This is a genomic window from Ruegeria sp. TASC047, from assembly GCF_059612445.1.
In genome coordinates this window covers 42,233-67,196 of sequence record NZ_JBXWQP010000001.1, presented here as the reverse complement: position 1 = coordinate 67,196, position 24,964 = coordinate 42,233, and the positions used below count along the sequence as shown (strand labels likewise).

Annotated in this window: 29 protein-coding genes; 15 read left to right on the top strand and 14 right to left on the bottom strand. The window is 58.8% G+C overall.

Annotation, left to right across the window (positions count from 1 at the left end; translation table 11 throughout):
- Positions 1-65: 65 nt before the first annotated feature.
- The 5 genes from AC2FLO_RS00350 to AC2FLO_RS00330 form a co-directional block, all read right to left on the bottom strand.
- The gene (locus AC2FLO_RS00350) at positions 66-617 is read right to left on the bottom strand and encodes a methyltransferase family protein (RefSeq protein WP_496811572.1); all 552 of its coding nucleotides are present in this window, start codon (positions 615-617) and stop codon (positions 66-68) included.
- Positions 614-1,534 carry a cation diffusion facilitator family transporter gene (locus AC2FLO_RS00345; RefSeq protein WP_496811571.1) on the bottom strand — a complete coding sequence of 307 codons (921 nt, stop codon included), beginning with the start codon at positions 1,532-1,534 and terminating at the stop codon, positions 614-616. The genes AC2FLO_RS00350 and AC2FLO_RS00345 overlap by 4 nt, the downstream gene beginning before the upstream one ends.
- On the bottom strand, positions 1,524-2,294 hold the full coding sequence (locus tag AC2FLO_RS00340) for a transglutaminase-like domain-containing protein (protein WP_496811570.1): 771 nt from the start codon (positions 2,292-2,294) through the stop codon (positions 1,524-1,526). The genes AC2FLO_RS00345 and AC2FLO_RS00340 overlap by 11 nt, the downstream gene beginning before the upstream one ends.
- Before the next feature lie 69 nt (positions 2,295-2,363).
- Positions 2,364-2,690 (bottom strand): YnfA family protein, encoded by a 327-nt coding sequence (locus AC2FLO_RS00335; RefSeq protein WP_496811569.1) that lies wholly within the window; start codon positions 2,688-2,690, stop codon positions 2,364-2,366.
- Positions 2,691-2,692: 2 nt separating this feature from the next.
- On the bottom strand, positions 2,693-3,121 hold the full coding sequence (locus tag AC2FLO_RS00330; RefSeq protein WP_323804412.1) for a MerR family transcriptional regulator: 429 nt from the start codon (positions 3,119-3,121) through the stop codon (positions 2,693-2,695).
- Between the two features lie 172 nt (positions 3,122-3,293).
- Here AC2FLO_RS00330 and AC2FLO_RS00325 point away from each other — a divergent pair, with 172 nt between their 5' ends.
- The 6 genes from AC2FLO_RS00325 to AC2FLO_RS00300 are packed head-to-tail and all read left to right on the top strand — an operon-like array spanning position 3,294 to position 6,526.
- Positions 3,294-3,890, top strand: a complete 597-nt coding sequence (locus AC2FLO_RS00325; protein ID WP_496811602.1) for an SCO family protein — start codon at positions 3,294-3,296, stop codon at positions 3,888-3,890.
- Positions 3,887-4,312 carry a disulfide bond formation protein B gene (locus tag AC2FLO_RS00320; RefSeq protein WP_323804414.1) on the top strand — a complete coding sequence of 142 codons (426 nt, stop codon included), beginning with the start codon at positions 3,887-3,889 and terminating at the stop codon, positions 4,310-4,312. The genes AC2FLO_RS00325 and AC2FLO_RS00320 overlap by 4 nt, the downstream gene beginning before the upstream one ends.
- Positions 4,309-4,968 carry a DsbA family protein gene (locus AC2FLO_RS00315; RefSeq protein ID WP_496811568.1) on the top strand — a complete coding sequence of 220 codons (660 nt, stop codon included), beginning with the start codon at positions 4,309-4,311 and terminating at the stop codon, positions 4,966-4,968. Before AC2FLO_RS00320 ends, AC2FLO_RS00315 begins: the two co-directional genes overlap by 4 nt.
- A gap of 24 nt (positions 4,969-4,992) precedes the next feature.
- The gene (locus AC2FLO_RS00310) at positions 4,993-5,454 is read left to right on the top strand and encodes a copper chaperone PCu(A)C (RefSeq protein ID WP_496811567.1); all 462 of its coding nucleotides are present in this window, start codon (positions 4,993-4,995) and stop codon (positions 5,452-5,454) included.
- Positions 5,454-6,080 (top strand): SCO family protein, encoded by a 627-nt coding sequence (locus AC2FLO_RS00305; protein ID WP_496811566.1) that lies wholly within the window; start codon positions 5,454-5,456, stop codon positions 6,078-6,080. The genes AC2FLO_RS00310 and AC2FLO_RS00305 overlap by 1 nt, the downstream gene beginning before the upstream one ends.
- On the top strand, positions 6,077-6,526 hold the full coding sequence (locus AC2FLO_RS00300; RefSeq protein ID WP_496811565.1) for a DUF411 domain-containing protein: 450 nt from the start codon (positions 6,077-6,079) through the stop codon (positions 6,524-6,526). The genes AC2FLO_RS00305 and AC2FLO_RS00300 overlap by 4 nt, the downstream gene beginning before the upstream one ends.
- Positions 6,527-6,565: 39 nt before the next feature.
- On the opposite strand, the gene mntR is transcribed toward AC2FLO_RS00300, so the two are convergent.
- Positions 6,566-7,027, bottom strand: coding sequence for a manganese-binding transcriptional regulator MntR (gene mntR / locus AC2FLO_RS00295; RefSeq protein ID WP_496811601.1), 462 nt, complete (start codon positions 7,025-7,027; stop codon positions 6,566-6,568).
- A 92-nt stretch (positions 7,028-7,119) separates the two neighbouring features.
- On the opposite strand from mntR, the gene AC2FLO_RS00290 reads away from it, so the two are divergent.
- Genes AC2FLO_RS00290 through phnE form a run of 4 tightly spaced genes read left to right on the top strand, consistent with a single transcriptional unit; the run spans position 7,120 to position 11,412 of the window.
- A complete protein-coding gene (locus AC2FLO_RS00290; protein WP_496811564.1) occupies positions 7,120-9,000 on the top strand; it encodes a cytochrome c peroxidase in 1,881 nt (626 codons plus the stop codon).
- Positions 9,000-9,872, top strand: a complete 873-nt coding sequence (locus AC2FLO_RS00285) for a phosphate/phosphite/phosphonate ABC transporter substrate-binding protein (protein ID WP_496811563.1) — start codon at positions 9,000-9,002, stop codon at positions 9,870-9,872. Before AC2FLO_RS00290 ends, AC2FLO_RS00285 begins: the two co-directional genes overlap by 1 nt.
- Positions 9,872-10,654 carry a phosphonate ABC transporter ATP-binding protein gene (locus AC2FLO_RS00280; RefSeq protein WP_496811562.1) on the top strand — a complete coding sequence of 261 codons (783 nt, stop codon included), beginning with the start codon at positions 9,872-9,874 and terminating at the stop codon, positions 10,652-10,654. The genes AC2FLO_RS00285 and AC2FLO_RS00280 overlap by 1 nt, the downstream gene beginning before the upstream one ends.
- Entirely contained in the window at positions 10,654-11,412 is a 759-nt protein-coding gene (gene phnE, locus AC2FLO_RS00275) for a phosphonate ABC transporter, permease protein PhnE (protein ID WP_496811561.1), read from the top strand. Before AC2FLO_RS00280 ends, phnE begins: the two co-directional genes overlap by 1 nt.
- 32 nt (positions 11,413-11,444) lie before the next feature.
- Here phnE and AC2FLO_RS00270 read toward each other — a convergent pair whose 3' ends face one another.
- The 3 genes from AC2FLO_RS00270 to AC2FLO_RS00260 all read right to left on the bottom strand — a co-directional run bounded on the left by AC2FLO_RS00270 (position 11,445) and on the right by AC2FLO_RS00260 (position 15,543).
- A complete protein-coding gene (locus AC2FLO_RS00270; RefSeq protein ID WP_496811560.1) occupies positions 11,445-11,954 on the bottom strand; it encodes a L,D-transpeptidase family protein in 510 nt (169 codons plus the stop codon).
- A gap of 65 nt (positions 11,955-12,019) precedes the next feature.
- Entirely contained in the window at positions 12,020-14,362 is a 2,343-nt protein-coding gene (locus AC2FLO_RS00265; RefSeq protein WP_496811559.1) for a heavy metal translocating P-type ATPase, read from the bottom strand.
- A gap of 518 nt (positions 14,363-14,880) precedes the next feature.
- The gene (locus AC2FLO_RS00260) at positions 14,881-15,543 is read right to left on the bottom strand and encodes a L,D-transpeptidase (protein WP_496811558.1); all 663 of its coding nucleotides are present in this window, start codon (positions 15,541-15,543) and stop codon (positions 14,881-14,883) included.
- A gap of 254 nt (positions 15,544-15,797) precedes the next feature.
- Between AC2FLO_RS00260 and AC2FLO_RS00255 the strand changes: the two genes are divergently transcribed.
- Complete coding sequence (locus AC2FLO_RS00255) at positions 15,798-16,439, top strand: hypothetical protein (protein ID WP_496811557.1); 642 nt, start codon at positions 15,798-15,800, stop codon at positions 16,437-16,439.
- Here AC2FLO_RS00255 and AC2FLO_RS00250 read toward each other — a convergent pair.
- Entirely contained in the window at positions 16,436-16,945 is a 510-nt protein-coding gene (locus AC2FLO_RS00250) for a disulfide bond formation protein B (RefSeq protein ID WP_496811556.1), read from the bottom strand. The genes AC2FLO_RS00255 and AC2FLO_RS00250 overlap by 4 nt on opposite strands.
- Positions 16,946-17,033: 88 nt before the next feature.
- Positions 17,034-17,333: an SHOCT domain-containing protein gene (locus tag AC2FLO_RS00245; protein WP_496811555.1), complete on the bottom strand. Its 300-nt coding sequence runs from the start codon at positions 17,331-17,333 to the stop codon at positions 17,034-17,036.
- A gap of 162 nt (positions 17,334-17,495) precedes the next feature.
- Between AC2FLO_RS00245 and AC2FLO_RS00240 the strand changes: the two genes are divergently transcribed.
- The 3 genes from AC2FLO_RS00240 to AC2FLO_RS00230 are packed head-to-tail and all read left to right on the top strand — an operon-like array spanning position 17,496 to position 20,909.
- Positions 17,496-18,278: a DsbA family protein gene (locus AC2FLO_RS00240; RefSeq protein ID WP_496811554.1), complete on the top strand. Its 783-nt coding sequence runs from the start codon at positions 17,496-17,498 to the stop codon at positions 18,276-18,278.
- Positions 18,279-18,335: 57 nt separating this feature from the next.
- Positions 18,336-18,791, top strand: a complete 456-nt coding sequence (locus AC2FLO_RS00235; RefSeq protein ID WP_496811553.1) for a rhodanese-like domain-containing protein — start codon at positions 18,336-18,338, stop codon at positions 18,789-18,791.
- Positions 18,792-20,909: a protein-disulfide reductase DsbD family protein gene (locus AC2FLO_RS00230; protein ID WP_496811552.1), complete on the top strand. Its 2,118-nt coding sequence runs from the start codon at positions 18,792-18,794 to the stop codon at positions 20,907-20,909.
- 5 nt (positions 20,910-20,914) lie between these two features.
- Here AC2FLO_RS00230 and cueR read toward each other — a convergent pair whose 3' ends face one another.
- On the bottom strand, positions 20,915-21,349 hold the full coding sequence (gene cueR, locus AC2FLO_RS00225; protein WP_496811551.1) for a Cu(I)-responsive transcriptional regulator: 435 nt from the start codon (positions 21,347-21,349) through the stop codon (positions 20,915-20,917).
- Between the two features lie 13 nt (positions 21,350-21,362).
- Positions 21,363-23,873: a heavy metal translocating P-type ATPase gene (locus tag AC2FLO_RS00220; RefSeq protein ID WP_496811550.1), complete on the bottom strand. Its 2,511-nt coding sequence runs from the start codon at positions 23,871-23,873 to the stop codon at positions 21,363-21,365.
- A gap of 164 nt (positions 23,874-24,037) precedes the next feature.
- Here AC2FLO_RS00220 and AC2FLO_RS00215 point away from each other — a divergent pair, with 164 nt between their 5' ends.
- Positions 24,038-24,232: a heavy-metal-associated domain-containing protein gene (locus tag AC2FLO_RS00215; RefSeq protein WP_496811549.1), complete on the top strand. Its 195-nt coding sequence runs from the start codon at positions 24,038-24,040 to the stop codon at positions 24,230-24,232.
- Positions 24,233-24,234: 2 nt separating this feature from the next.
- Here the strand turns inward: AC2FLO_RS00215 and AC2FLO_RS00210 are convergent, their stop codons facing one another.
- Positions 24,235-24,963, bottom strand: a complete 729-nt coding sequence (locus AC2FLO_RS00210; RefSeq protein ID WP_496811548.1) for a DsbA family protein — start codon at positions 24,961-24,963, stop codon at positions 24,235-24,237.
- Between the last annotated feature and the right edge of the window lies 1 nt (position 24,964).

The following is a 24,964-nucleotide window of genomic DNA, read 5'->3' as shown; positions in this document are numbered from 1 at the left end:
ATGGTCAGCATCTTGGAATCGCTGCACCATTGCGAACGCTACCTTCTGCACGATCTGAAATTGGGTCAGAGAAATCTCCTCACCCGCGCCGTATAGGCCTCAAACGCAGAACCGTACTGTTCTTTCAGCCAAGGCTCCTCCGAGAATGGCGCGGCTATTAGAACAAGGATAGCAGCGGCTCCCATCGCGAATGCCCAAGGTGCTGACGAAAGAACCATCCAACCTACGACAATCGCGATATCAGCCACATACTGAGGGTTGCGTGAGTAGCGATACATGCCATCGGTCCTCAGCGTGCCTTTCGCTCCGCCGGTTTGCGGCACCCCGAAATGGGCAACTTCAGACCAGACTACAACATTGCCGATCACAATGAGCGGTATCCCAATTCCGAAACGCAACCATCCTGGAACTGCCAGATCGCCCCACCCCCAGACGCCAAGCAAAATGAGGATGCCGAATAAGGAGAAGGTCGGCACCCAGACCAGAATGGGCGTGACCGCTGTGTAGTGCTGGGGTGGCCAGATGCGACGCTCTGGGAACGCGATTGACCAAAGGATCGAAGCCAGTGTCGCTGCTGCAAGCCCCAGACCGAGAAAGAGAAGCGTTGATTCCATCATGGTCCGGCCTCTTCATGCCCATAGAGTCGCGCGCCATTGTGCGCATTCTTAAGATCTTCCAATTCAAGCGTGGAATGCCGGATGCCGAACTCCTCGGCTAGGCGCGCCTTTACGGCAGCTTTGATCCCTTCACCGGATGCGCCATCAGCGGTCACGACATGGCAATCCAGCGCCGCTTCATTCTCCTGCATCTGCCAAAGATGAACGTGGTGAACGTCATGGACTCCGTCGACGTCCCTGATTGCAACGACAACCGCGTCATTGTCGACGTCGGGCGGGCTACCGAGCATCAGGATGCGGATTGGGCGGCCAATTTCAGTCAGAGCGAGATAGAGTATGTAAAGCGCGATACCGATGGTGATCGCAGGATCTACCCACCACATGTCATAGAGCAGGATGAGAGAGCCGCCAATAATCACAGCAACAGAGGCCAATGCGTCCGACAGGTTGTGCAGGAAAAGAGCGCGGATGTTTACGCTGCTTTTTTGCATCGAGTAGGTTAGCACGGCGGTCAATGTGTCGACGATCAGCGCCACTGAGCCCAGAATCACCACAGTCCAACCGGCGACCTCGGTCGGTTCAATGAGCCGCATCCCGCCTTCGTAGATCAGATAGACGCCGACGAGGATGAGGGTGGTGTAGTTGATCAATGCAGCGACGACTTCGATCCGGCCATAGCCGAAGGTCATGCGTTCGTCGGCGGGGCGTCTGGCGATCTTTCGCGCAGCAAAGGCGATCACCAAGGATGCCATGTCCGAGAAATTGTGCAGCGCATCCGCAATGAGTGCGAGGCTGCCGGACAAGATTCCTCCGACGATCTGCGCGACGGTCAGAAGTGCGTTGGCCCAGATCGCAATGGAGACACGGCGGTCCCCTGAAGCAGGATCAATATGCGCATGGCCGTTATCATGAGGCATGACGGGATTCTTCGTGTTTATGGTTGGGCAACGCCAAGCCAGGAATTTGCGGTACGCTACCGGACCGAATACGGCGCACGCGGGCATTCATCCAATGGCGGATGATATGACGATACAGCAATTCCTTTACCAAACTAAACGACTGCCGATGGTTGACGTAAAAATCGTCGGGCGCGTTGAAGGTACCGAAGTCCTGAACGATGCCTGTTTCCTGGATATAGGTGTCGCCACCTGTCCACTCCACTGGCGGGGCCTGCAGGGAATCGGTCCCTGCCCCGTATCCGCAAAGACTGAGTGTCCCGGAAAATGTGGATTGGAGAGATGACAGGAACGCAGCGTCGAGAATAAACCCCTCGAGGTTTACCCAACCTGTCTCAGTCTCCACCTCGACCCAGGAATGAATGATCTCTTCCGGTGCGAGGGGATAAACCGGTTCCGGAACGACACCGCGTTGCAGCGCCTTGTGAATAGTGAAGCCGTGAAGACGGCAGCGTACGCCGACCGCGCGCAACAAAGCCATGAGAAGCGTGCCCTTGGTGTTGCATTGACCTAAGCCATCAGCGAGCACCTCGGCGGCCGAGATGTCGTCCGCGCGGTTGTACCCGAAGGGGATATCGTTGCGCACGAAGTCGTACGTCGCCCCGATCCGGTCATGGGTCGGAAGGGAGCGCCATTCCCTATCTTCGACCAATCGCCTGATCGACGGATGGTCGAAATTCAAGATTGGTGTGGCTGCAATAAGTGGGTCACTGGCGGTCAATTTTCATCTCCTCGAATCGTCTCAGAAAAGATGTAATTGCTACAGCGACTGTAGGTTCAAGGCCTTTCTTTAGACGTTGCGTGGACCCAAGAGAATTATAGCGGCACCAAAGAGGCAGACAGCAGTGCCTAAGGTATCCCATCTGTCAGGCCGCTGGCCTTCAACCAACCACATCCACGCGACTGATGCCGCGATGTAAACCCCGCCATAAGCTGCAAATGCGCGACCCGCGACGGAAGTATCGACCTGTGCCAGCAACCAACCAAATGCCAACAAGGCGTATGCTCCTGGCAGGAGCCAAAGAGGGGTTGCCCCGAGACGCCACCAAGCCCAAATCGCAAAGCACCCGGCGATTTCGGCCAGGGCTGCGAGTGGGTAGGCGAAGAATGCCGGCATTGTTACGCGCCAATCTCATCGTGATCAGTCAGGCACTCCGAGTGATCGCGCAAAACCTCGAGAACCTTACAGTCGGCCGTATTGCCCCCGCTGCATTCGTGGATCATGCGCTTCAGCTCGGTGCGCAAGGCCTTCAAGCGGTCCATCCTTAATTCTACCTGCTTGAGTTGCCGGCGCGCGATGGAATCGGCCTCATGGCATGAGCGATCCGGATTGTCGCTGAGATCGAGAAGTTCGCGGATCGCTTCGAGGGGAAACCCCAACTGTCGCGCATGCCGAATAAAGGACAGGCGGTCGACTTCAGCATCGCCGTAGCGCCTCTGTCCCCCCTCTGTCCGACCAGGCTCAGGCATCAACCCGATTTGTTCATAGTACCGGATGGTCTGAACCTTCGTTCCGGTCTTCTTTCCCAGGTTTCCGATAGTCAGCATGCAACCTCCATATCTATAGTTTTGGTAGCTATAGCTATTGGTATGCGCAAGCCAGTCTTGCAATCACGGGTCCGTGACACACCGCCTCTGTGTAAAGAAACAGCTTGAACCTCTAGCTACTAGAACATTTACAAGGCTCAAAAGATGGGTGGAGTCAGGCGCAATTCTAGCAATGAGATTATCTGTATTTCAGAAAGTGCTATGGATCCTCGCCGCGATCGCGATCGTGGGGTTCGTCTGGCTGCAAATTTCTACCAGAAGCGAACAACGCGCCGATGATCCTGCGTTCCGGGCAGATTTCGAACTGACCGATCACCAAGGCATGGTGCAGACGGACGAGGACTTCGCGGGGCGCTGGATGCTCGTCTTCTTCGGGTTCGCCAATTGCCCCGACGTTTGCCCCACCACCCTGGCCGAAGTTGCCGCCGTTATGGATGCGCTCGGCTCCGATGCGGCACAAGTCCAGCCGCTTTTTATCTCGATTGATCCAGAACGTGACACGCCTCAACAACTGGCAGAGCTCGTCCCGCATTTCGATGCTGATATCATTGGGCTGACCGTCACTGCCGATCAGATCAAGCGAACTTCGGAAACCTTCCGCGTGTACTTTGAGAAGATCGAGGTAGCCGCTTCGCCCAACGGATACACGATGGGGCATTCGTCTCAGCTGTTCCTTTTTGATCCGCACGGCAGATATGTCGGAGCGTGGGTCTACGGCACACCGGCAGAGGAGATCCTTTCCGATCTGAAGGCGCGGATGTCGATATGAGCAGCATGATTTCGAAAGATACGGCATTGGCCGGGGCCTGGATCGTCGCTTTGGCAAGCTCATTGGCCGTTCTTTATATCGGGGAAGTTCTTGGGCAAGCTCCCTGCAATCTGTGCTGGTTCCAGCGCGCGTTCATGTTTCCATTGGCCGTCGTGTTGGGCCTCGGTCTTTGGTGGCAAGACTATGGGGTCGGACGCTACGGCGTTGCCCTCGCCCTTGGTGGGGCTGCCATCGCACTCTGGCATCTGGGCCTTTATACTGGAATTCTCCCGGAACGCATCCAACCCTGCACGGCGACCGGCCCGTCCTGCACAGACGACAATCAGGTCTTTCTCGGCCTCCCAATTCCGCTTTTGTCGCTGATCGCCTTCGGACTGATCGCGATCCTGTCAATTTTCTCCCTGAAGGCGCAGCGCACATGAAAAACAAATCTATCGTTCTATCGGTTCTTTTGGTTGGCCTTGCAGTCTTTGCCGCCGCCGCTTGGTATCAGTCACGCCCTGCCCCGGTTGCTCAGGTTGAACCGGTCCAGCCCGAAATCGCGGAAACGCTGATCCGGTCCTACTCTCCGGTCCTCGGCCCGGAAGAGGCCCCTGTCACCATCGTCGAGTTCCTCGATCCGGCTTGCGAAGCGTGCCGCGCCTTCCATCCGATCGTGAAGAGCATATTGGCCGAACATGACGGCGCAGTCCGTGTCGTGCTGAGATACACGCCATTTCACGGAGAGGGCTCGGAAGAAGCTATTCGCGTCCTAGAAGCTGCACGTATGCAGGGCGTTTTCGAACCTGTCCTTGAGGCGCTTCTCGAGTACCAGCCGCGTTGGGCATCCCATGGTGCGCCCGCTCCTGGCCTGATCCTCGGGATTGCAGGGCAGGCTGGCTTGGACGCGGAAGCCGCGAAAACCCAAATGATGGCGCCTCAGACCGTTGGCGTTCTCAATCAAGATCGCGCGGATGTGGAAGCGGTCGGCGTGCGGCAGACGCCCACCTTCTTCGTAAATGGCAAACCCCTCGATCCTTTTGGAGCTGACGAGCTGCGCGCCCTTGTTGCAGCGGAAGTTGCGGCGAGTGGGTCATGACCAGAATACTTTAGGAACAAACTCATGAAATTATCTTCCACCATTGCCATTGTAATCAGCATCTTGATTGGGCTGCCTACAGCTTCATTTGCGGGTTCGGAAGATGTTGTGGTCGAAGACGCATGGGCCCGCGCGTCGATCGGCACCAACCGTCCGGGTGCCGCCTACATGACCCTGCGCAACACAGGCTCCGACCCGGTGACACTGGTTGGGTTGGAAACCTCCCTCGCCATGATGCCGGACATCCATGAGACCAAGACCGACGCAAATGGTGTCAGTTCCATGGCACCAGCCGGCGAGATCACGATTCCTCCGGGCGAAAGTGTCTCGCTTGAGCCGGCTGGCCTGCATGCCATGCTGATGCGCTTGCAGACCAAGATGGTCGAGGGCGAGAGCTTTCCTATGACATTGAACTTTGCCGATGGCGGAACACTGACCATTGATGTGCCCATTCTTGGCATCGCGGCGCGTGGGCCGGAGGGCTGATGAACCGGCGATCGCTCCTTACTTATGGTTCTGCCGCTATTGGCGGACTTGCTGTCACGCTATTTATCGGCTGGTGGCGGGTGGACGGTCCTGGCGCGCCTGAACCTGTAGCTCAGCGACCCTTGCCGCTCACCCAGATGGAATTCCAGATGACCGATCAAGGCGGTGCAACCGTCGGACCCGCGTCGCTTCTGGGCAATCCATCGATGGTGTTTTTTGGCTTCACATACTGCCCGGATGTGTGTCCAACCACATTGTCAGATATCTCTGGCTGGCTTGACGATCTTGGGGACGACGTCGCGGACATGAATGTTGTGTTCATCACGGTCGATCCCGAGCGCGATACCGTGGTGGCCATGGCTGAATATGTCAGCTATTTTCACTCAGCGATCCAAGGGTGGAGCGGAACGCTGGATGAAACGGCACGCGCCGCAGCAGGCTTCCGTGCAATCTATGAGAAAGTCGCTGTTGAAGGTGGCAACTACACGATGAACCACACCGCAAGCGTCTTTGTCTTCGATGCCGAGGAAGAGTTTGCCAGCACCATAGACTATCATGAACAAAGGGAATTCGCGGTGCCAAAGATCCGCCGCGTTCTCGCAAGAACCGGAGAACAAACGTCATGAAGCTGTTCACGCTCGCAACCGTATTTTCACTCAGCCTCGCCGCTCAGGCGATCGCCGAAGCCACGCCGATCGACGTCAAAAAGACAAATGGCTGCGGGTGCTGTCTTGCATGGATGGAGCACCTTGAAGAGAACGGCTTTGCACCCAAGGGCGAGGACATGTTTGCCGGGCTTCTGGTCCGTTTCAAGCTCGACAACGGCGTTCCGCAACGCATGGTGTCCTGTCACACGGGCCTGGTCGAGGGCTACGTGATCGAGGGCCATGTGCCAGCTGATGATATTCGCAGACTGCTTAGCGAAAGACCGGACGCTGTAGGCCTCGCCGTGCCGGATATGCCTCTGGGCTCACCTGGTATGGACCAGAGTCGCTGGCGTGAAGCCTATGACGTGTTTCTCATCAACAACGATGGATCGACGGAAATCTTTTCCAGCTATCCAGGTGACTGACGGGCGGCATTAGCACGGCTTGATTCATCGCAATGGCGATCAACCCTGCCCATTAATATGTTTCTCGAATGCGGCGAGCGTTTCGTCGCTGACATGGTGTTCGATACCTTCGGCATCACGCTCGGCCGTTACTTCGTCAATCCCGAGGCTTTGCAGAAATGCGACCACGATCCTGTGGCGCCTGCGGCAGGCCTCAGCGAGAGCCTGGCCTCTTTCGGTCAGGAAAATCGAGCGATACTTTTCTCGACGCACCAGCCCCGCCACTTTCAAGCGCGAGATATTCTTGGTCACCGTTGGTGCTTTGACCCCCAGCCGTTCGGCAATGTCGACCGGTCGCGCCTCCCCATGGGCTTCAATCAACTCCGCGATCAGCTCCACATAATCTTCCGCCATCTCGCTTTCATGCGCATTGCGCACATGCGCGAACCCGTCGGCCTGGGCTTCGGGATCGCGGGAATCAGGCATGAAATCTTCACGCGACTGTGATGCACCGGACGACATGACGGGACTTTGCCTGAAGGTTGATGGATTGACAACAAGTTGGCTTTGGGTAGATAAGTTAGACACGTCTAACTTTTTGAGAGGAGCCATCTGTGATCCAGCACGTCCTGCGCGTGATCCTGTTCGTGATTGTCACCTCTTTGGCGGTGACGGGTCCGTCCTTTGCAACACCAGCCAAGGAAGCCCCCTGGCTCCCCGAAGCTGCGGCCTATCGCCTGACGCTGTTTCTGGGCAATCTCGCCCCTGTCCCGTGGGATAAGGTGGAGCAAGCCTGGTCCGAGCCCTATCATGGCTCGGAGTATCGCCTCGGAGCCCTTGCCTGGTTGGACCGAGAAAGCGCCGTTGATGTCGGTGACTTGACCGACGCTATCGGCTGGCAGGATCGACATGCCGTTCATGTGGCGGCCACCCGCCTCATTGCGCTGAGAATCGAAGAAGAGCTGGACGCGGCCATTGCTGCAGACAACCCGGCGGTATCGCAACGGGCAGTGGCAACTGCCAAGGAACTCTACCGCGCGTTCGCCGACCATATCAAAGCTGCGGACCCTGATGCGGCCCGGACACTGGGTCGGGGGTGGCTGGAACTCAACAATGCCACAGGCTCGGCCGGCGTGCTCGGTGCCGGAGCCAAGGAACAGGATAGCGACGCAATGACCACCGCGCGCGCAGTAATTTCAGCCTACCTGGCCGAAAATTACCTCGTTGCGGACCCTACCCCGCGCCAGACACTGACTGCCGTGCCAGAGATGATCGCCCGAACCGGGCAGCAGGTTGAATTGCCCGCCGCCCTGCCCCCCGGCTCAGACATCTTCGATCAGGACCCCCTGCCACTTCTCGTTCTCAATTTCGAAGAACAAGGGATCGACGAAACCGACCTGCCGCTGATCGCCTATGGTGACATGCTTTTCGACAGTGCCGAGATCTTCGGTGGCCCGGCCCGCGATCTGGGCATCGCCTGTTCGACTTGTCACAACCGCTCGGACATCAACCAACGCTTTTTCATTCCCGGTGCCAGTCACCAGCCCGGTGCGGTCGACGTGGACGGCGCTTTCTTCAACCCGATGTTCAACGACCGCCGCGACGATCCGATCGATATTCCAAGCCTGCGCGGGCTGCGGTTTACCGGGCCGTACGGCCGCGATGGCCGGTTTGCGTCGCTGCGGGATTTCTCGCGCAACGTGATCGTCAACGAATTCGCTGGCGCAGAGCCCACACCCTTCATGCTGGACGCGCTGGTCGCCTATATGACCGAGTTCGACTTTCTGCCCAATTCCATGCTGACCGGCGATGGCCAGTTGACGGACAAGGCGCCGGATGCGGCGCGGCGTGGTGAAGAGGTATTCAACCGCCCCTTTGCCGGGATGGCCAACCAATCCTGTGCCAGCTGCCATACGCCATCCGGCAACTTTCTTAATCGCAAATCGCACGACATCGGATCGGTGGCGGCGGCATACGAAGGGTCGCTCGCGGGTGCACTCGACACGCCGACCTTGCTTGGCAGCTTTTACACGGCACCGTATTTCCACGACGGCTCTCTGCCGACGCTGGCAAGTGTTGTTGATTGGTTCGACGAGACAAAGAACCTTGGACTGACCGATGCTGAGCGCTCGGATTTGACCGCCTATCTGGAAACGGTCGGCGCGGCAGATGCGCCCTATGAGGCATTCGATACCGCGAACACGCCCTTCCGATTGGCTTTCGCAGAACTCACCACCTTTGCCTCGACGCTCGACACGCTTCTGCCGAAACGGGATGCGCAACATATCCTGCTCCTGACCGATACGGTTGCCGCCGATCTGGCCGCCGATGCAGGTACGATGGCCAATCTTTCGGCGCGGCCCGAGATCTACGCACTGGCCGAGCGATTGGCAGAGGTCGGCGCAGCCGTTCGGGCAGAAGACTGGACGGCCGCGGAAGCAAGTTGGAGTCGGTTCAAGACGGATGCCGCCGCCATTGAAGAAAGGGCGTTTTGATGATGCCTCGCTTGAACCGCCGTCACCTTCTTATTCTCGCAGCGGCCGGTCTTGTCTCGCAGCCGATGCCTGTTCTGGCGCAGTCCGACCCGTTGCGCTTGGCCTTCATACCGCAGGAGAACCCCGACAAGCTTTTGGGCGATATCGAGGCGATCACCGCCTGGCTGTCGTCTGAAATCGGAATGCCGGTCGAGGGGTTCGTGACCATTGACCATGCGGCGGCCGTCGAGGCGTTGCGCAATGGCGATGCCGATATTTCTTTCATGGGCGCCCTGCCCTTCGTTCTGGCCGAAAGGGAAATCGGTGCCATCCCGCTCTTGTCAGAGGTCTACCGCGATGCGCCCAGTTACACGGGCCGCGTCTTTGTGCGCCGTGACAGCGGCTTCAAGACGCTGGCCGATCTGGAAGGTCGCGACATCGCCTTTGCCGACCCGATTTCGGAATCGGGATACATGTACCCCCTGGCCGAGTTTGAGCGTGCGGGTCTGATTTCCGGACCGGATGCGGCAGAGGACTACTTTGGCCGCATCTTCTTTGCCGGTGGCTACCAACAGGCGATGCAGGCGATGGCGGAAGGCCTGGTTGATGCCGCTGGGGCAAGCCAATACGCCGACCTTCTTTTGACGCCCCAACAACAGTCCCAAGTCACGTGGATCGCGGAAAGCGACGCCATTCCAAGTCACGTCGTCATCGCGCGGCCCGAACTGGACACGGAAATTCGCGAGAGCTTTGTCGCTGCCATGATGAAACTCAACATGCCAGAACACCGCGACAAACTCCGCTATCTCTATGGCCCGGATGGCTATGTCGAAGCTGACCCTTCGGTTTTCGACGGCGTGCGGACCATGGCTCAGCGCTTTGGATTACTATGATGCAGAACGCCATTCACATCGACGATCTGAGCTTCGGCCATTACGGCGCAGAACCGCGCGCCATCGATCAAGTATCCCTGAACATTGCGGCCGGCGAGTGCGTTGCCCTTCTTGGTCCTTCCGGAGCCGGCAAGACCACGCTCTTGACGTTGCTGGACGGACGGCTGCGCGATTGGCAGGGGCGGGTCTCGGTCCTTGGCACGCCATTCGAACCCAACCGTGCGCTGCCCCTGGCAAAGCGCGCTGATACCGGGTTCATTTTTCAGGAATTTGCGCTGGTCGAACGATCCACGGTCATGCGCAACGTATTGAACGGCAGGTTGGGCCGGATGCCTGGCTGGCGCGCGTTGCTCGGCAACGTGTCGGCGTCTGACATGGAATTCGCCCGATTGGCACTTTCCGATTGTGGCATCACGGACCTCGCCGACCGGCGCGTGGACTCACTCAGTGGCGGTCAGCGGCAGCGCGTGGCGATTGCGCGATGTCTGGCACAAGAGCCTCAGCTGATCCTAGCAGACGAGCCGGTCAGCAACCTTGATCCGTCCAGAGCAGCGGACATCCTGACGCTTCTGACCAGCGCCGCCCAGGCACGCGGGGCAACGACAGTGTTCTCATCGCATCAACCGGAGCTGGCACGGCGCTTTGCCGACCGTATCATCGGTATGCGCAACGGTCGGATCGTCTTTGATGTCGCGACGCGCGATTTGACGAATGACGCCACCGCAGCGCTCTATGATGACACAGACCCGGCATCCGGCGCACGGCTCAAGGTCGTAAGCTGATGCGGTCGCGCGATCTGGGCGGGTTCTGGGCCGGGATGCTGATTGCCGGCGCGGTGCTATGGTCGTTGATCACCACCGAAGTCGAACTGTCCCGACTGCTATCCGCGGGCCCCCGGATTGCGGGTTTCTTGGGCCGCATGTTCCCGCCGGATCCGACCGTTATGGACGAGATCTGGAAGGGGAGCGCCGAGACGCTGCGGATCGCGATCCTCGGCACTCTCGGTGCCGTGATCCTTTCCGTTCCGCTTGGCATTCTCGCCTCAGAGACGATGGTGTCGGCAGCGGTGCACCGACCTGTCCGCACCGCTCTGGCATTTATCCGCGCGATCCCGCTGATCCTGGTGGCGATGTTGATGGTGGGCGCGGTTGGGCTAGGGCCATTGCCCGGCATCATCGCGGTGGCGTTCCACGCGACAGGCATGCTGGCCAAATTCTACGCCGAAGCGATTGATGGTGTGTCCCGCGCCCCGATTGCCGCTTTGGAAAGTGCCGGAGCCGGGCCCTTGCTGCGGCTGCGCCATGCGATCTGGCCGCAAATGGCCCCGGTCGTGGCTCGCGACACGATCTTTCGGTTCGAGTTGAACCTGCGAGAGTCGCTGATCCTTGGGGTCGTCGGGGCAGGTGGTATCGGGTTCTACATTCAGACCTATGTGCGCTCGTTCCAATACGACAAGGCGGCGAGCGTGACGATTGCAGTGGTCATCATGGTGATCGCCATTGAAGGGATCAATGTTGCGCTGCGCCGCCGATTTGCCTGATCCTGTTGAGGTCGGATGAGTTCATGGAGCTGCTAGGCATAGATATCGATGGGTGTCCCATCACGCACCATTGCGTAGACCTCTTCGACCTGCCGGTCGTTGACCGAGATACATCCAGCCGTCCAGTCCCGCTTGTCCATTGGATCGATACCCTTTCGGGGGCCTCCATGGATGAAGATATCACCGCCGGGCGACTTGCCCTGCGCCTCGGCAAAGGCAACGTCCGCCTCGTTCGGGTATGAAATTCCAACTGACAGATGAAACAGACTGTCCGGATTGCGGCGGTCGATGGTGTACGCACCTTCAGGCGTGCGTCCATCGCCCTCGAATTGCTTGTGTCCTTCCGGCGCGAATCCCAAGCCGACCGGATAGGTGCGCAACACGCCTTCCGCGCCATCAAGCACCAGCAGTCTTTGCGACTTGTAGAGGCGCACGCGCGTCACTTCTGGACCGTTGTACGAGCGGAATTTACTCGCACATCCTGCAAGGAATGCGCCCACACCGCCCAACAAGAACAGTCTTCTTGGAATTCTCGCTAACATCACTGCTCGATGCCTCTTTGCCGAGGTCTGCTATGGCGTCTTGATACAGCGGTTGTCGTCCCCGATCAATGTCCGTGAGCCAGTGCAGCCTTTGCCATTTCTTCGCCAACCTCTTCGCCACCACGCGGTCTGTCGTCGTTGTCGCGCGCCCGCAGCAACCGCAAGGCGTTGGCGACAACGAGAAGGGAAACGCCGACATCGGCCGCGATCGCGCCCCACATCGAGGCCATGCCGAAGGCTGTTGCCACCACGAATGCGGCCTTGGTCGCAAGAGACAGCCCGATGTTCTGCTTGATAATTGCCATGGTCCGGCGGGAATGCCCGATCAGCCATGGCACTTTGCCAATGTCGTCTGTCATCAGCGCGATATCGGCCGTTTCAATTGCGGCGTCCGATCCCACGGCTCCCATAGCGATGCCGTAATGCGCGCGCGCCATCGCCGGAGCGTCATTCACACCATCCCCGATCATCGCGACAGTGCCATATTGTGTCACCAGTTCCTCAATGGCGGTGACCTTGTCCTCGGGCAGGAGTTCGGCGCGCACCTCGTCGATCCCCACTTCAGCGGCAACCGCCTTTGCCGTTGCCGCGTTGTCGCCGGTCAACATCACGATCTTCTTGACCCCCTGCGCATGCAGACGGGCAACGATACCCTTGGCATCGGGCCGGATCCGGTCGCGCAGTTCCAGCACACCGCTCACTCCATTGGCATCGCCGATCGCAACCAGTGTGCTCCCCGCCCCTTCGATCCGATCGCGCAGGTCTGTCGGGATGTCCCCGCCAAGGCCCTTTTCCTCGGCAAATCGGTCCGAACCCAACCAGATTGATTGTCCATCAAGTTCGCCCTCAAGACCCCGCCCGGGCACTGTTCGGGTCTCATCGGCGGCAGTGATTTGCATCCCGTCCTGCTCCGCCCGGGCAAGGATGGCGTGCGCAAGCGGGTGCGAGGAGCGTGCCTCAAGGGCGATGGCCCTCGCCATCAGATCGCGCTCAGTTATTCCGCCAAGCGGGTATATGGCCGCAACTTCAGGTTCTCCCATGGTGATCGTGCCGGTCTTGTCCATGGCCAATGCCGTCGTGCGACCGGGCGCTTCGACATAGGCCCCGCCCTTGATCAGCACACCATTGCGCGCCGAGGCGGCAAGAGAGGCGACGATAGAGACCGGCGTGGAGATCACCAGGGCGCACGGGCAGGCGATGACCAGCAAAACCAGCGCATTGTAGAACCAGAAACCCCAGTCGCCGCCAACAACAAGCGGCGGAACCAATGCAATGAGAATGGCGAGCACCATCACGACCGGCGTGTAGATGCGCGCGAACTTGGCCACCCATTGTTCGACCTCAGCACGGCGTGAATGCGCATCACCCACCATGCGGATAATCTTGGACAAGACCGTGTCGGAGGCGGCTTTCGTTGCCCGCACAGTCAAGGTGCCTTCGCCATTGATCGTGCCGGCGTAGACGTCGTCGCCCGCCTCTTTCGGCACCAGGGCACTTTCGCCCGTAATGGGGGCCTGATCGACGGCCCCTGCCCCGTCGACAACTTCCCCGTCGAGGGGAATACGGTCGCCACCTCGCACGATGAACCGCGCACCAACAGCGACAGCTGCCGCGGGAACGTCGGCTTCAGAGCCATCGTCGTAGAGCACCCGGGCTGTCGGTGGTGCGAGATCGAGAAGCGCCGAGACGGCATTGCGAGCGCGCCCCACGCTCCAGCTTTCAAGATACAGCGAGAGCGAAAAGAAAAACGCCACCGTTGCGGCCTCGAAAAACTCGCCAAGCCCGATGGCACCGGCCACCGCCACGACCATCAACAGGTTCATATCCGGTGAAAAACGGCGCGCAGATGACCACGCCTTGGGTGCGACAAGCCAAACGCCAAACAGTATTGCGGTAGCAAAAAGAGCGACTTCGACCATCGGCATCGCTGACTCGCCGTGACCGGAAAAGATTCCGATCGCGCCAGCGATCCCGGTTTCGATGAGGTGGAACGCGAACCCGGCAGCCCAGAAGCTGCCGCTGAGCATCGTGAAAAGCTTCTGCTTCTTCAGATGAGCCGCCTGATCCGCACTGGCGTCTTCGGCATCCCAGGGTTTGGCAGTCATGCCCGTTGTCGCGACGATATCGATGATTTTGTCGGAACTTGGATTCGTTCCGCCGTCCAGAACTGTCATCCGCGCGTTGATGACGTCGAATGCGAGATACTCCCTGCCACCGACCTCGGGACCCACCACCCGGTTCAGAATTGAAACTTCTTCGGCGCAATCCAAGCCGCTGACATGAAAACTGCGGCCCTCGATCGCGTCGGCCTGCGCTAGCTGTGCGACGTTCCCGCTGCCGCAACTCCCGCAGGCATCGTCGTCTGAAGGCGGATGATCGTGAGCGTTTTTAGCGCCGTCATGTGGCATGAAATGTCCTCGGATTCGCAATAGTGCAGAGTGCATACGCCCTACAGTAACTAGAGGTTCAAGCAAAAAGTTCCGGTTGTGAGACAGTCGCACGATTCATGGGGCGAACGCAGCCGGTCTGGATCGAAACCACTGAGCGACCGCCACTTTTCTCAGAAAACCCGCCTATGTCCCTGCCTTTTCATTGCGCCGCATGCCGCTGGATGCGAGAAAGACGCATCAAGGAAATCCAACCAGCAGGTCTGTCGGTTTATGTACAAACAAAGCGCAATATTTCTCTTAACCGTTTTGGCGCTCGGGGCCTGCTCGGAGACTTTCTCGAATTCACAGGATGCGTCGTCACGTCCGCCCTTGCCGGAAAATATCGTAGAATTGGCAGCACCAAACCAGGACCTCGCGACCGCGTACTTGCGGCCCGAGGACAACTGCTATTGGTACATGCATGCGGGTCCGGTTGAAACAACACCTTTGCCGCTCAGGACTGCTGGCGGCAATCCGATCTGCATCAAGCCGGCAACCTAGCTGCGGGCGGTGACACTATCTTCGGCAGAGTAGAGGTAGGCCGTCGAACCGAACGCGACCTTGGGATAGAGCTCGTTGATATGCGCCATGACCATTCGGACACATCCCGAGCTGGCCCGCCCGCCAATTGACCTCGACTGCGGCGATCCATGGATCCGCAAGTACGTGTCGCGCTGGCCGACAAACAGATAGAGTGCACGCGAGCCTAGGGGGTTCGTTGGACCCGGCTCCTGCCCGTTTTCGAACTGGGCGTATTCCGGATTGCGTTCGATCATGGACTTGGTTGGCGTCCAATGCGGCCACTCGACCTTGCGTCGGATCGTGTAGGTCCCCGGCTCGTAAAGATTGCCGCGGGCAATTGCCACGCCATAGCGCATCGCTGTGCCGCCCTCTTCAATATGATAGAGATACCGCGCTACTGCATCGACATGGATGTCCCCGGGCGTCAGACCAGCCCGCGCTTCAACCCGACGCGGCAGGAAGCGCGGTTGCAGACCCCAGGGGTTCGAGGTCTCAAGATCGAAATTCGCAGGGGTTACCTGCGCATCCCAAGCCGCTCTTTGCGACGCTGTCGGCCAAGTACTCGCGAGCACGGGAGATGCGATCGGTGTCGAAAAGAGTGCCGCGCTGGTCGCTATGAAATGTCGTCTCGTAAGCATCGGTTCCAGTCTCAGTTGTCTTGGCCAGATGGCGCACCCCATACTACTGACAGTACATTCTACATATAATTGTATTTCAATAAGAAAGTCTGTTTCACACGCGCTTGTGTAACGTCGGCAGCATCTCGAAGCGCGCCATGCAGACATTTCCGGTGGACCACACGAACCCTGCCGGTCACCAGTGTTAACTGAACCTTTTCAAAGCCAGATGCATGCAGGTCGACTTGCTGTGATCGCTATGTCAGCCTAGCCGCATGGAACGATACTTCTCCACGGATATGCCAGGTGTTCATTTCGTGAGAAACGTCCTGTTGTTTAGTCTCGCAGCGCTGGTTCCAGTTCTCTGTCTCTATGTCTTCCTCGCCCCGGGTTTTGGTTCAGCATTGCTCGGAGGGGGTCCCGCGCTTGGACGGTTTCTCAGACAGGTTGCAACCAACGGTCTGCCGGTCGACTTTGTCATCAACTATGTGAGCTTCTTCCTATTTGCCGTTGCGCAACAGCGAACGGGACGTCACCGCGATCCAAGCATGTTTGTATTGGTGGATATCGGGGTTCGGGTCTTTCTGTTTCTCGCACTGCACGCCTTAATCTACACATTTTCGGCGGATTGGTTCGGGTCGTTTGGTGGTAGTCGCAAAACGGCCTTGAGCGTGGTTGCGCCGACGCTTGCGCGCTCTGCTTTCTTTGAAAACATCTCGGGTGTTTATCTCTACGCCACGATGGTGAGTGCGCTACCGCTGTACATCACAACAATCAAGCAGTCCCAGGTCCTACGGCCATACGTTAGACTTGGCCCACGGAATTTTGCCGTGACAATTCTTGCAATACTGAGCTTTGGGCTTTCGGTAGCGTTACTGACGGTCGTCGCCGAAACTATCGCATACTTGCAAGGCTAGGTGGCCGAATACGTGATCTGAGCCTGGCGATTTTGCCGTTCTCGAGCGAATGCGAGGAGCCATAGCCCGACGAGAGCAGCGCTCCACAAGGCGTTCCAACTGGCCATTGACAGAGTGAGAAATTCCCATGCGACCTCGTCACACATCACCAGAGTTGATGGACCTGATGATGCCGACGGAAGGAGGTCCGATCCGGAGAGGTTCGACAGATCCAATCCCGACCCCGTGCATGATGTCGGACCCTGCCACCAGTCTCGTTCGACACCGGTGTGATAAACGCCAATGGCGGACGTGGTAGCCGCGGCTGCAGCGCCGACGACCAGAAGACCTACAGTTGACAATCCGACGGCCAGGAGCGCGCCGACAGCAATTGCCACGCCATGCGGATATCTTTGCCAGATGCACATCGCGCAAGGTGCATAGCCAAGCGCCTGAAAAACAAATGCGGCAAGCAGGAGGATAGCGGATCCACCGGCAGCGAGCATGCCAAGTTGTTTACCGGTCACTTGTGCTACTTCCATTCAGTTGGATGTGGGACTCAGCCTGTTTGAGAGAGTGACGAGGTCTTCCCTCCCCGTTTTTCGCCCTGCGTGGCTATTTGTCGGTCAGCAGCTTTTTCCGGGCGGCATAGTCGTCTGCGTCGATCTCACCTTTGGCGAAACGCAGGTCGAGTTCGCTCAAGGCATCAGATTTTCCCAGTTTGTGGTCTCCGACGCTAGAGTTCCGAACGAACCAAATGACACCAGCGACCACCAGGCCCAGTACGATGATCCAGAGGATCGGACCGAACATCATACCCATTCCATATCCCCAACCCGACATGTGGCCATAGCCGTCCGGATCAGCCATGGCAGGTGTGGCGAACACCGCTGCCAGTATCCCAAGTCGATGCATTATCTCCTCCACGTGCACTGCTTATCGCTTGATAGCGATGCCAAAAGACATACCTGCCCAACCTCCTGATTTCACGATGAGAAATGTATCAGTTTGTAAAGTTGACCTGCGCCACGACTTAACGATACCCAATATGAGGTGTGGGCCAACTAAGGGCGTGGCATGGATTCCAAAAAGCGATCGACCCTTTTTACGCTCGGCGCGATTGTCGCGGGATATGCGGCCTTGCGCACCGTTCCCTCCCTTCTGCCAGAAAAGTTGGAACTCGAGCCGCTCGAAAACCCAACCGGATTCCGAAAGTATGTCGCGGGCGATACGTCGGGCGGGTTTGATCTCTTTGTGGGGCTGGAAACACCAGAGAGTGCCGCGATTGTCGCGCGTAAGGAAGCCGCTTTCCAACGTGTTTCAGACAATATCTGCGGCGCACTCTATGGTGAACTCGAAACAAACGTGGCCAGAGTGCCGATGGCGTCATTCTCAGACTACTACTGTCCATACTGCCGCGTTCAGACCAAGCGGCTGGCGGAGATGACAAATTCGAAGCCGAATGAAGTCGCGGTGGCCTGGCATGAGCTTCCTCTGCTGGGTGACGGCTCAAACCTCGCTGCCAAAGCAGCCTTGGCAGCGAAACGTCAAGGCGCATATGTCTCGTTTCACGAGAGACTGATGAAAACACCGTTCCAGGCATCGCCTGCATATCTGTCCCGCCTCGCCGACGATCTTGGTATCGATAAGGATCAATTGGTTTCGGACATGGAGAGTGCCGAGGTTGTCCGAGAATTGGAAGACAGCTCCGCTCTGGCGCGCCTGTTTACCTTTGTTGGCACACCGGCACTCGTCGTTGGCCGTACCGTCGTTCAAGGACAGATCAGCGATAGGATGCTCCGAGAAATTATCGATTTGGAACGCGAGGAGGGTTGGGATGCAGCCTGTATCTCAGTGTGATTACATCGACCACGAAAAGATTTTTTGCCGAGGGGAACGATGAGGATTGGAGACCACTTGAATAGAAGACATTTCCTGGCGCTTGTTGCGGGTATTAGTGTGATGCCCAGTCTTGCTCGGGCGGTGACCCGCGACATCTGGTCGGCTCAGGAGGTTGCTGACGCTCTTGAAGACGATGCCATTTCCCTGATCGATGTGCGTACACGCGCAGAATGGACCGAGACCGGGCTGGCGAAGGGTGCATGGCCTATCAGCATGCACGAGCGAGGTTTCGAGCAACGGCTATTTGCGGCCCGCGATCTTTCTGCTGAAAAACCCGTCGCTCTGATTTGTGCCACTGGGGGTCGCAGCGCGCGGCTGCTCGCGGCCCTCAAGCGCGCCGGATACCCGGGCTTTATCGACGTCTCGGAAGGCATGCTTGGGTCTCGCCGCGGCCCTGGATGGATCGCGCGCGGCTTGCCGATAACCGATCTTGAGACCGCTCTCGCTGCGCTCCCTGAAGCGCTACATTGAATGGGGACGCGCGCCAGAGCTTCCCGGTTTTCTTTGTGCATCCTAGCGCTTGTCGTCTCTTTTCTTGCTCTCACCCTTCCCGAGGGGGCTCGTGCCGCGGAGTCGAACATCTTTTCGAACCCGGCGGTCAACGCTCGACTTGCTTCGGCTGAAGACGGTGTCGCCCCGGACGCTGTCTCTGTCTCCCTTGGGTTGGTCCTTGAATATGGTGACGGTTGGAAAGGGTATTGGCGAACGCCTGGTGAAGTCGGGCTGGCTCCGGAAATCGACTGGGCGGGCTCATCCAATCTTGCTTCAGCGGAAATCCTCTGGCCCGCACCGGATCGGTTTGAAGCCTTCGGCATCGAGAATTTCGGGTATTCCGGCGAAGTGGTCCTGCCAATCCGGGTGATGCTGGAAGACCGAGGCGAGCCTTTAGAGTTGCGCGCCCGTGTGGAACTGTTGACTTGCTCCAACGTTTGCGTGCCTCATACCTTCGATCTCGCTTTGGATCTGCCCCGGGGCATTGGTATCGATCGCAAATCCGCCAACGCGATCGCAGCTTTCGTTTCTCAGGTGCCGGACGCGCCAGAAGAAAGCGATATCGAGATCGATACAGTCGCCCTGGATGCAAAGACCACCTCACTATTTGTGACCGCGCAGAGCAGCCAACCGTTTCAGACGGTCGATGTCTTTCCCGAGTTCGGACCGCTTGTGACTTTCGGCAAACCGGATGTCCGGCTCAGCCGTGACCGATTAGAGCTTTGGGCACGGGTTCCCCTGAATGCGTGGTCGGACGATCATGCAGCGCCCATCGTGACCGTCACGGACATTGGTCGAGCGGTCACGGCTCCCGTGGTGTTGAGTGCGGACATCCCTGCCCCGCCATATACCCGTGAGGCGTCTGGGAACGGCGCGCTTCAGTTGGTCTTGATTGCAGCGATAGCTTTCCTCGGAGGGCTGATCCTCAACGTAATGCCCTGCGTTCTTCCCGTCTTGTCGATCAAGCTCGCCTCGGTGCTGAAGACGTCGGAGCAGTCCCGGCGCGTGATCCGCAATGGCTTTCTGTTTTCAGCTCTTGGTGTTCTGACATTCGTCTGGATGCTCGCAGTGCTTGTTCTCGTTCTCAAATGGATCGGCGTTTCGGTCGGCTGGGGTATCCAGTTTCAGAACCCCATTTTTATCACCTTGATGTTCATCGTGGTCGCCGCTTTCGCCGCAAACCTGTTCGGCCTGTTCGAGATCGCCTTGCCAGTGGGCATTCAGGACCGCCTCGGAGCGGGGAGCGATCGCGCCGGCTATGCTGCCGATTTCGGGACCGGCTTGCTTGCGGCAATTCTTGCCACGCCATGCTCCGCTCCGTTTCTCGGGACGGCGATTACATTCGCTCTGGCCGGTAACGCGGTCGACGTGCTCGTCGTCTTCACGGCACTCGGCATCGGCCTGGCTTCGCCTTATATTCTGATCGCTGCGCGCCCTGCAATGATCGAACGTTTACCACGTCCCGGACGCTGGATGCTGTTTGTCAAGATGTTGCTCGGCGTTCTCTTGCTCGCGACCGCCGCCTGGCTTTTGTTCGTTCTCGTTGGTGTCGCTGGCTGGCGCGCGGCGGTGCTGGTGGCCGCCTCCGCCTGCGTGCTCATTCTTCTGGCCATGACGGAATGGTCATCCGTGTCTCTTCGGCGCATTTTGATGGCCGCCAGCCTCGCCATACCGCTTGTCGGTGTCGGACTGCTTTCTTCGCAGCAACGCTCCGTGGCTTCGACCGGGACCACCTATTGGCAGGCATTCATTCCGCAGGACATCGCTCGGCACGTAGCGGAGGGCCACACGGTTTTTGTGGATGTCACCGCTGATTGGTGCCTCACTTGCAAGGCCAACAAGACGTTGGTTCTGGATCGTGGATTGATTTCTGACCGGCTTGGCGACGAAGCGGTTATCGCGATGCAAGCCGACTGGACGAGACCTGACGCCGAGATTGCGAGATTCCTGGAACGTCATGGCCGGTACGCCATTCCGTTCAACATCGTGTTCGGGCCAGAAGCCCCATCCGGCATCTCTCTGCCGGAAATCCTGACCCAGACGCTGGTGCTCGACGCGCTCGACCGTGCATCGGCAAGAAGCGTCGCACGCGATTGAGGAGGCTATTTTGCTGCCTTGTTGGCAAGAGAAGAGACGGTGCGCCCGTCTGTTGGATCGCCCGCCAAGTCGCTGAGGATAGGACAATCCGGACGATGGTCGCCGTGGCAGGATTTTATCAGATGCGAGAGCGTCTCTCGCATCGACTGAAGCTGCGTGATTTTTTCGTCAATCGCGGTCAGATGTTCCTCTGCAATGGCCTTGACCTGCGCGCTTTCGCGGCTTTCGTCCTCATAGAGGCTGAGCAGGGTCCGGCAGTCCTCGATTGAAAACCCGAGGGCGCGGGCACGACCGAGAAATGCAAGCTTGTGCACATCCATCTCGCGAAAGGCCCGGTAGCCGTTACCACTACGTTGCGGGCGAACCAGACCGATATCCTCGTAGTAGCGAATGGTCTTGGGCGGGATACCAGAGCGTTCCGCGACTTCTCCAATATTCATGGGGCTCAATCTCCTATTCTGCCGGTTGGGTCTGGGCCTGCGTGAGTGGCGTCCCGGTCTTTGGCGTTTCGTTCATCGCGGGGGCAATACGGCGCAGGCGCAGCGCATTGGTTAGGACCGAAACCGACGACAGCGCCATCGCGCCCGCGGCGAAAACAGGGGACAGCAGCAACCCGAAGGCGGGGTAGAGTACACCCGCAGCAACCGGGATTAGCGCCACGTTGTACCCGAAGGCCCAGACGAGGTTCTGTCGGATATTCGACATCGTCCGCTTCGACACCTCGACCGCGTTCACCACGCCGCGCAGATCGCCTGACATCAGCACCACATCGGCGGACTCGATCGCCACGTCCGTGCCCGTGCCGATCGCGATGCCCACATCTGCATGCGCAAGTGCGGGCGCATCGTTAATACCGTCGCCCACGAAGGCGATCTTGCGCCCCCCTGCCCTGAGGTCTTCGAGTGCGGCAACCTTTCCGTCCGGCAACACGCCGGCGATGACCCGATCGATCCCGGTCTCGCGGGCGATGGCCTCGGCCGTCTCCTGCTTGTCACCGGTGATCATGGCGACCTGGAAGCCTCGGTCGTGGAGAGCGGCAATCGCGTCACGGCTCGCGGGTTTCACGGGATCGGCAACCGCGATGACGGCGGTCAACTTGCCGTCGACGGCCGCATAGAGCGCGGTACGACCCCGACTGGCCAAGTCTTTTTCGTTGTCGACAAGGGACGCGATGTCGACGTTCTCGCGGATCATGTAGCGATCCGCACCAACCAAAACCTCTTTGCCATCGACCATGGCCGTGACCCCGTATCCGGTAATGGACCGGAAGCCGGACGCGGTGGGAACAGCGATGCCTTCGCTGCGCGCGCCTCGGACGATGGCTTCGGCAATCGGATGCTCTGACTGCTCCTCCACTGCAGCGATCAGACCCAAGACAGATTCGCGGTCGAAGCTTTCTGCGACGACGACATCGGTCAGCGTTGGTTTGCCCTCTGTCACCGTCCCGGTCTTATCAAGCGCGATGACATTGACGGTTGAGAGTTCCTGAAGCGCGTCTCCCTTGCGAAACAGAACACCCATCTCGGCTGCGCGTCCTGTTCCCACCATGATCGAAGTCGGCGTGGCAAGCCCCATGGCACAGGGGCAGGCGATGATCAGCACTGACACTCCCGCCACCAGCGCAAAGGTCAATGCCGGGTCAGGGCCGACCAATAGCCAAACAACAACTGTCAGGGCTGCCAGGGCCATGACGGCGGGCACGAACCAAAGCGTTACCCGGTCCACCAGGCCTTGGATTGGCAGTTTGGCGCCCTGCGCCTCTTCGACCATTCGAATGATCTGCGCGAGCGTCGTGTCAGAGCCTACGCGTGACGCCCGGAAAGTAAGGCTGCCGGTGCCGTTTACCGTGCCGCCGGTGACGGTTGCGCCTGCGGCTTTCGTTACGGGCACAGGCTCGCCTGTTATCATGCTCTCGTCAACGTTGCTGGTCCCATCAACGACCTCACCATCGACGGGAATCCGCTCGCCAGGGCGCACGAGGATCGTGTCGCCAATGCCGAGCGCATCGACGTCAACCTCGACGGTCTCACCATCACGCAGGACGCGGGCGGCACGGACCTGAAGTCCCAAGAGCGACTGGATTGCCGCGCCAGTCCGTCCCTTCGCTCGGGCTTCGAGCCAGCGTCCGATCAGGATGAGCACGACAATAACAGCAGCGGCCTCGAAATATACTGCGCGCACGCCCACAGGCAGCACGCCGGGAAGGAAGGTTGCGACCACCGAATAGGTCCAAGCGGCCCCTGTGCCTACAGCGACAAGACTGTTCATGTCCGGGGCACCGCGAAGTAGCGCCGGAATACCCTTCAAAAAGAAGTGCCTGCCAGGGCCGAAGAGAACGATCGTCGCCAGAACGAACTGGATGACCCAGGATGTCTGGGTCCCGATGCTGTTCGCGATGGCCATATGAAAGGCCGGGACAAGGTGTGCGCCCATCTCCAAAACGAAGACCGGGAGTGTCAGAGCCGCCGCAAAGAGGACGTTGCGGCGGAGTTTATCCGCTTCTTCCGCCTTGCGTTCGACGCGCGACTGGCTGGCGTTCGCTTCCGCGACCTCGGCCGGGTAACCAATGGCCGCTGTCGCAGCCATTAGATCAGCAGTCGCGACTGCACCTTCAAGGAATTCAACGACGGCTGTCTCGGCGGCGAGGTTCACGGTCACGGACAAGACACCTGGCACGTCAGCCAGCGCCTTATCGACCCGTCCGACGCAGGAGGCGCAGGACATGGATGCGATGTTGAGGGTGACCCTGGCAGTCCGCGCAGGGTAGCCCAGCGTCTCCAGCGCCTGAGCAGCGTCTTGCAGACGGGCCGGGTCGTTGACGGACAGCCGTGCCGATTCAGACGCGAGGTTGACGGAGACATCGGAGATGCCTTCCAGCGCCGAAAGGGACTTTTCCACACGACCAACGCAAGACGCGCAGGTCATGCCTTCGATGCCAAGAGTGACTAGCGGGTTCTGGATCATGTCGGTTCGCCTCATCTGAGTTCACAACTGATATAGGGCTTCCAGTGACTGGAAGCTCAATAGGGCAGGTGAATTTTTTTTACGTTGCCCTACCCGTCGTCTTCCACTTGACCTTCCACCTGCTGGAACCTCTATCTTGAGCCCAAGTCAGGAAAGGACCTCATGTGAAATTCCACGTCCCAGACATGAGCTGCGGCCATTGGACCGCTGCAATCACCAAGGAAATCGCAGTTCTCGATCCTGCAGCTCAGGTTTCAACCGACCTCGACGCACGGACGGTTGAAGTCACAACATCACAAACCGACGGGGCCGTGATCGAAGCAATCAAGTCTGCGGGATACGAGGCGGCTCCGGTCTAAGATCACTGGCCTGCTGCGCGCGCTTCCTCTGCGAGACGAATCATCTGGTCTGCCTCGATGACACCGGGAACGAGGGCATCACCGATCACGAAGGATGGTGTTCCATTGAAACCGATCGCGCGGCTCAGTTCCATCGACGCTGCGATATGCGCATCAATCTCTGGAGACTCCATGTCGCGCCGCAATTGCGCAACATCCAGTCCAACCTGCTCGGCCACCTGAATGACTGAAGCTTCTTCCGCCCGTCCCGCCATTCCCATGAGCGCCCAGTGGAACTCTTCGTACTTGCCCTGCTCGCGTGCGGCGAGCGCTGCCCGTGCCGCAAAGACGGACCCGTCGCCCAGGATTGGCCACTCCCGATAGACCAGCCGGACATGCGGGTCTGCTTCCAACAAAGCTTCGATATGCGGCTTCACGCGGCGGCAATAAGGACAGTTGTAGTCGAAGAACTCGACAACTGTCACATCGCCTTCTGGATTGCCGAGCACCGGCGCATTCGGGTCGTTTTCCAGTAGATCGCGGTTCTCGGATAGAACGGTTGCAGCGGCTGTGGCCTGACGCTGCTGCTCGCGTTGCTCTATGATCTGAACCGCCTCCAATACAATCTCGGGGTTCTCGCGAATAGCCTCAAGCACGAGTTCCTTGACGCGATCCTCGCTCAGACCGTCGGCCTGAGCGGCGAGCGGGACAACGAGGGCCGCCGCCGTTATCAATGCCCATACCAACTTCATG

Bases quoted from the DNA above. Each gene is read 5' to 3' on its own strand.
- AC2FLO_RS00350 (WP_496811572.1), bottom strand. From the start codon at position 617: ATGATGGAATCAACGCTTCTCTTTCTCGGTCTGGGGCTTGCAGCAGCG.
- AC2FLO_RS00345 (WP_496811571.1), bottom strand. From the start codon at position 1,534: ATGCCTCATGATAACGGCCATGCGCATATTGATCCTGCTTCAGGGGAC.
- AC2FLO_RS00335 (WP_496811569.1), bottom strand. From the start codon at position 2,690: ATGCCGGCATTCTTCGCCTACCCACTCGCAGCCCTGGCCGAAATCGCC.
- AC2FLO_RS00330 (WP_323804412.1), bottom strand. From the start codon at position 3,121: ATGCTGACTATCGGAAACCTGGGAAAGAAGACCGGAACGAAGGTTCAG.
- AC2FLO_RS00325 (WP_496811602.1), top strand. From the start codon at position 3,294: ATGAGATTATCTGTATTTCAGAAAGTGCTATGGATCCTCGCCGCGATC.
- AC2FLO_RS00320 (WP_323804414.1), top strand. From the start codon at position 3,887: ATGAGCAGCATGATTTCGAAAGATACGGCATTGGCCGGGGCCTGGATC.
- AC2FLO_RS00315 (WP_496811568.1), top strand. From the start codon at position 4,309: ATGAAAAACAAATCTATCGTTCTATCGGTTCTTTTGGTTGGCCTTGCA.
- AC2FLO_RS00310 (WP_496811567.1), top strand. From the start codon at position 4,993: ATGAAATTATCTTCCACCATTGCCATTGTAATCAGCATCTTGATTGGG.
- AC2FLO_RS00305 (WP_496811566.1), top strand. From the start codon at position 5,454: ATGAACCGGCGATCGCTCCTTACTTATGGTTCTGCCGCTATTGGCGGA.
- AC2FLO_RS00300 (WP_496811565.1), top strand. From the start codon at position 6,077: ATGAAGCTGTTCACGCTCGCAACCGTATTTTCACTCAGCCTCGCCGCT.
- mntR (WP_496811601.1), bottom strand. From the start codon at position 7,027: ATGTCGTCCGGTGCATCACAGTCGCGTGAAGATTTCATGCCTGATTCC.
- AC2FLO_RS00285 (WP_496811563.1), top strand. From the start codon at position 9,000: ATGATGCCTCGCTTGAACCGCCGTCACCTTCTTATTCTCGCAGCGGCC.
- AC2FLO_RS00280 (WP_496811562.1), top strand. From the start codon at position 9,872: ATGCAGAACGCCATTCACATCGACGATCTGAGCTTCGGCCATTACGGC.
- phnE (WP_496811561.1), top strand. From the start codon at position 10,654: ATGCGGTCGCGCGATCTGGGCGGGTTCTGGGCCGGGATGCTGATTGCC.
- AC2FLO_RS00270 (WP_496811560.1), bottom strand. From the start codon at position 11,954: ATGTTAGCGAGAATTCCAAGAAGACTGTTCTTGTTGGGCGGTGTGGGC.
- AC2FLO_RS00265 (WP_496811559.1), bottom strand. From the start codon at position 14,362: ATGCCACATGACGGCGCTAAAAACGCTCACGATCATCCGCCTTCAGAC.
- AC2FLO_RS00260 (WP_496811558.1), bottom strand. From the start codon at position 15,543: ATGCTTACGAGACGACATTTCATAGCGACCAGCGCGGCACTCTTTTCG.
- AC2FLO_RS00255 (WP_496811557.1), top strand. From the start codon at position 15,798: ATGGAACGATACTTCTCCACGGATATGCCAGGTGTTCATTTCGTGAGA.
- AC2FLO_RS00245 (WP_496811555.1), bottom strand. From the start codon at position 17,333: ATGCATCGACTTGGGATACTGGCAGCGGTGTTCGCCACACCTGCCATG.
- AC2FLO_RS00240 (WP_496811554.1), top strand. From the start codon at position 17,496: ATGGATTCCAAAAAGCGATCGACCCTTTTTACGCTCGGCGCGATTGTC.
- AC2FLO_RS00230 (WP_496811552.1), top strand. From the start codon at position 18,792: ATGGGGACGCGCGCCAGAGCTTCCCGGTTTTCTTTGTGCATCCTAGCG.
- cueR (WP_496811551.1), bottom strand. From the start codon at position 21,349: ATGAATATTGGAGAAGTCGCGGAACGCTCTGGTATCCCGCCCAAGACC.
- AC2FLO_RS00220 (WP_496811550.1), bottom strand. From the start codon at position 23,873: ATGATCCAGAACCCGCTAGTCACTCTTGGCATCGAAGGCATGACCTGC.
- AC2FLO_RS00210 (WP_496811548.1), bottom strand. From the start codon at position 24,963: ATGAAGTTGGTATGGGCATTGATAACGGCGGCGGCCCTCGTTGTCCCG.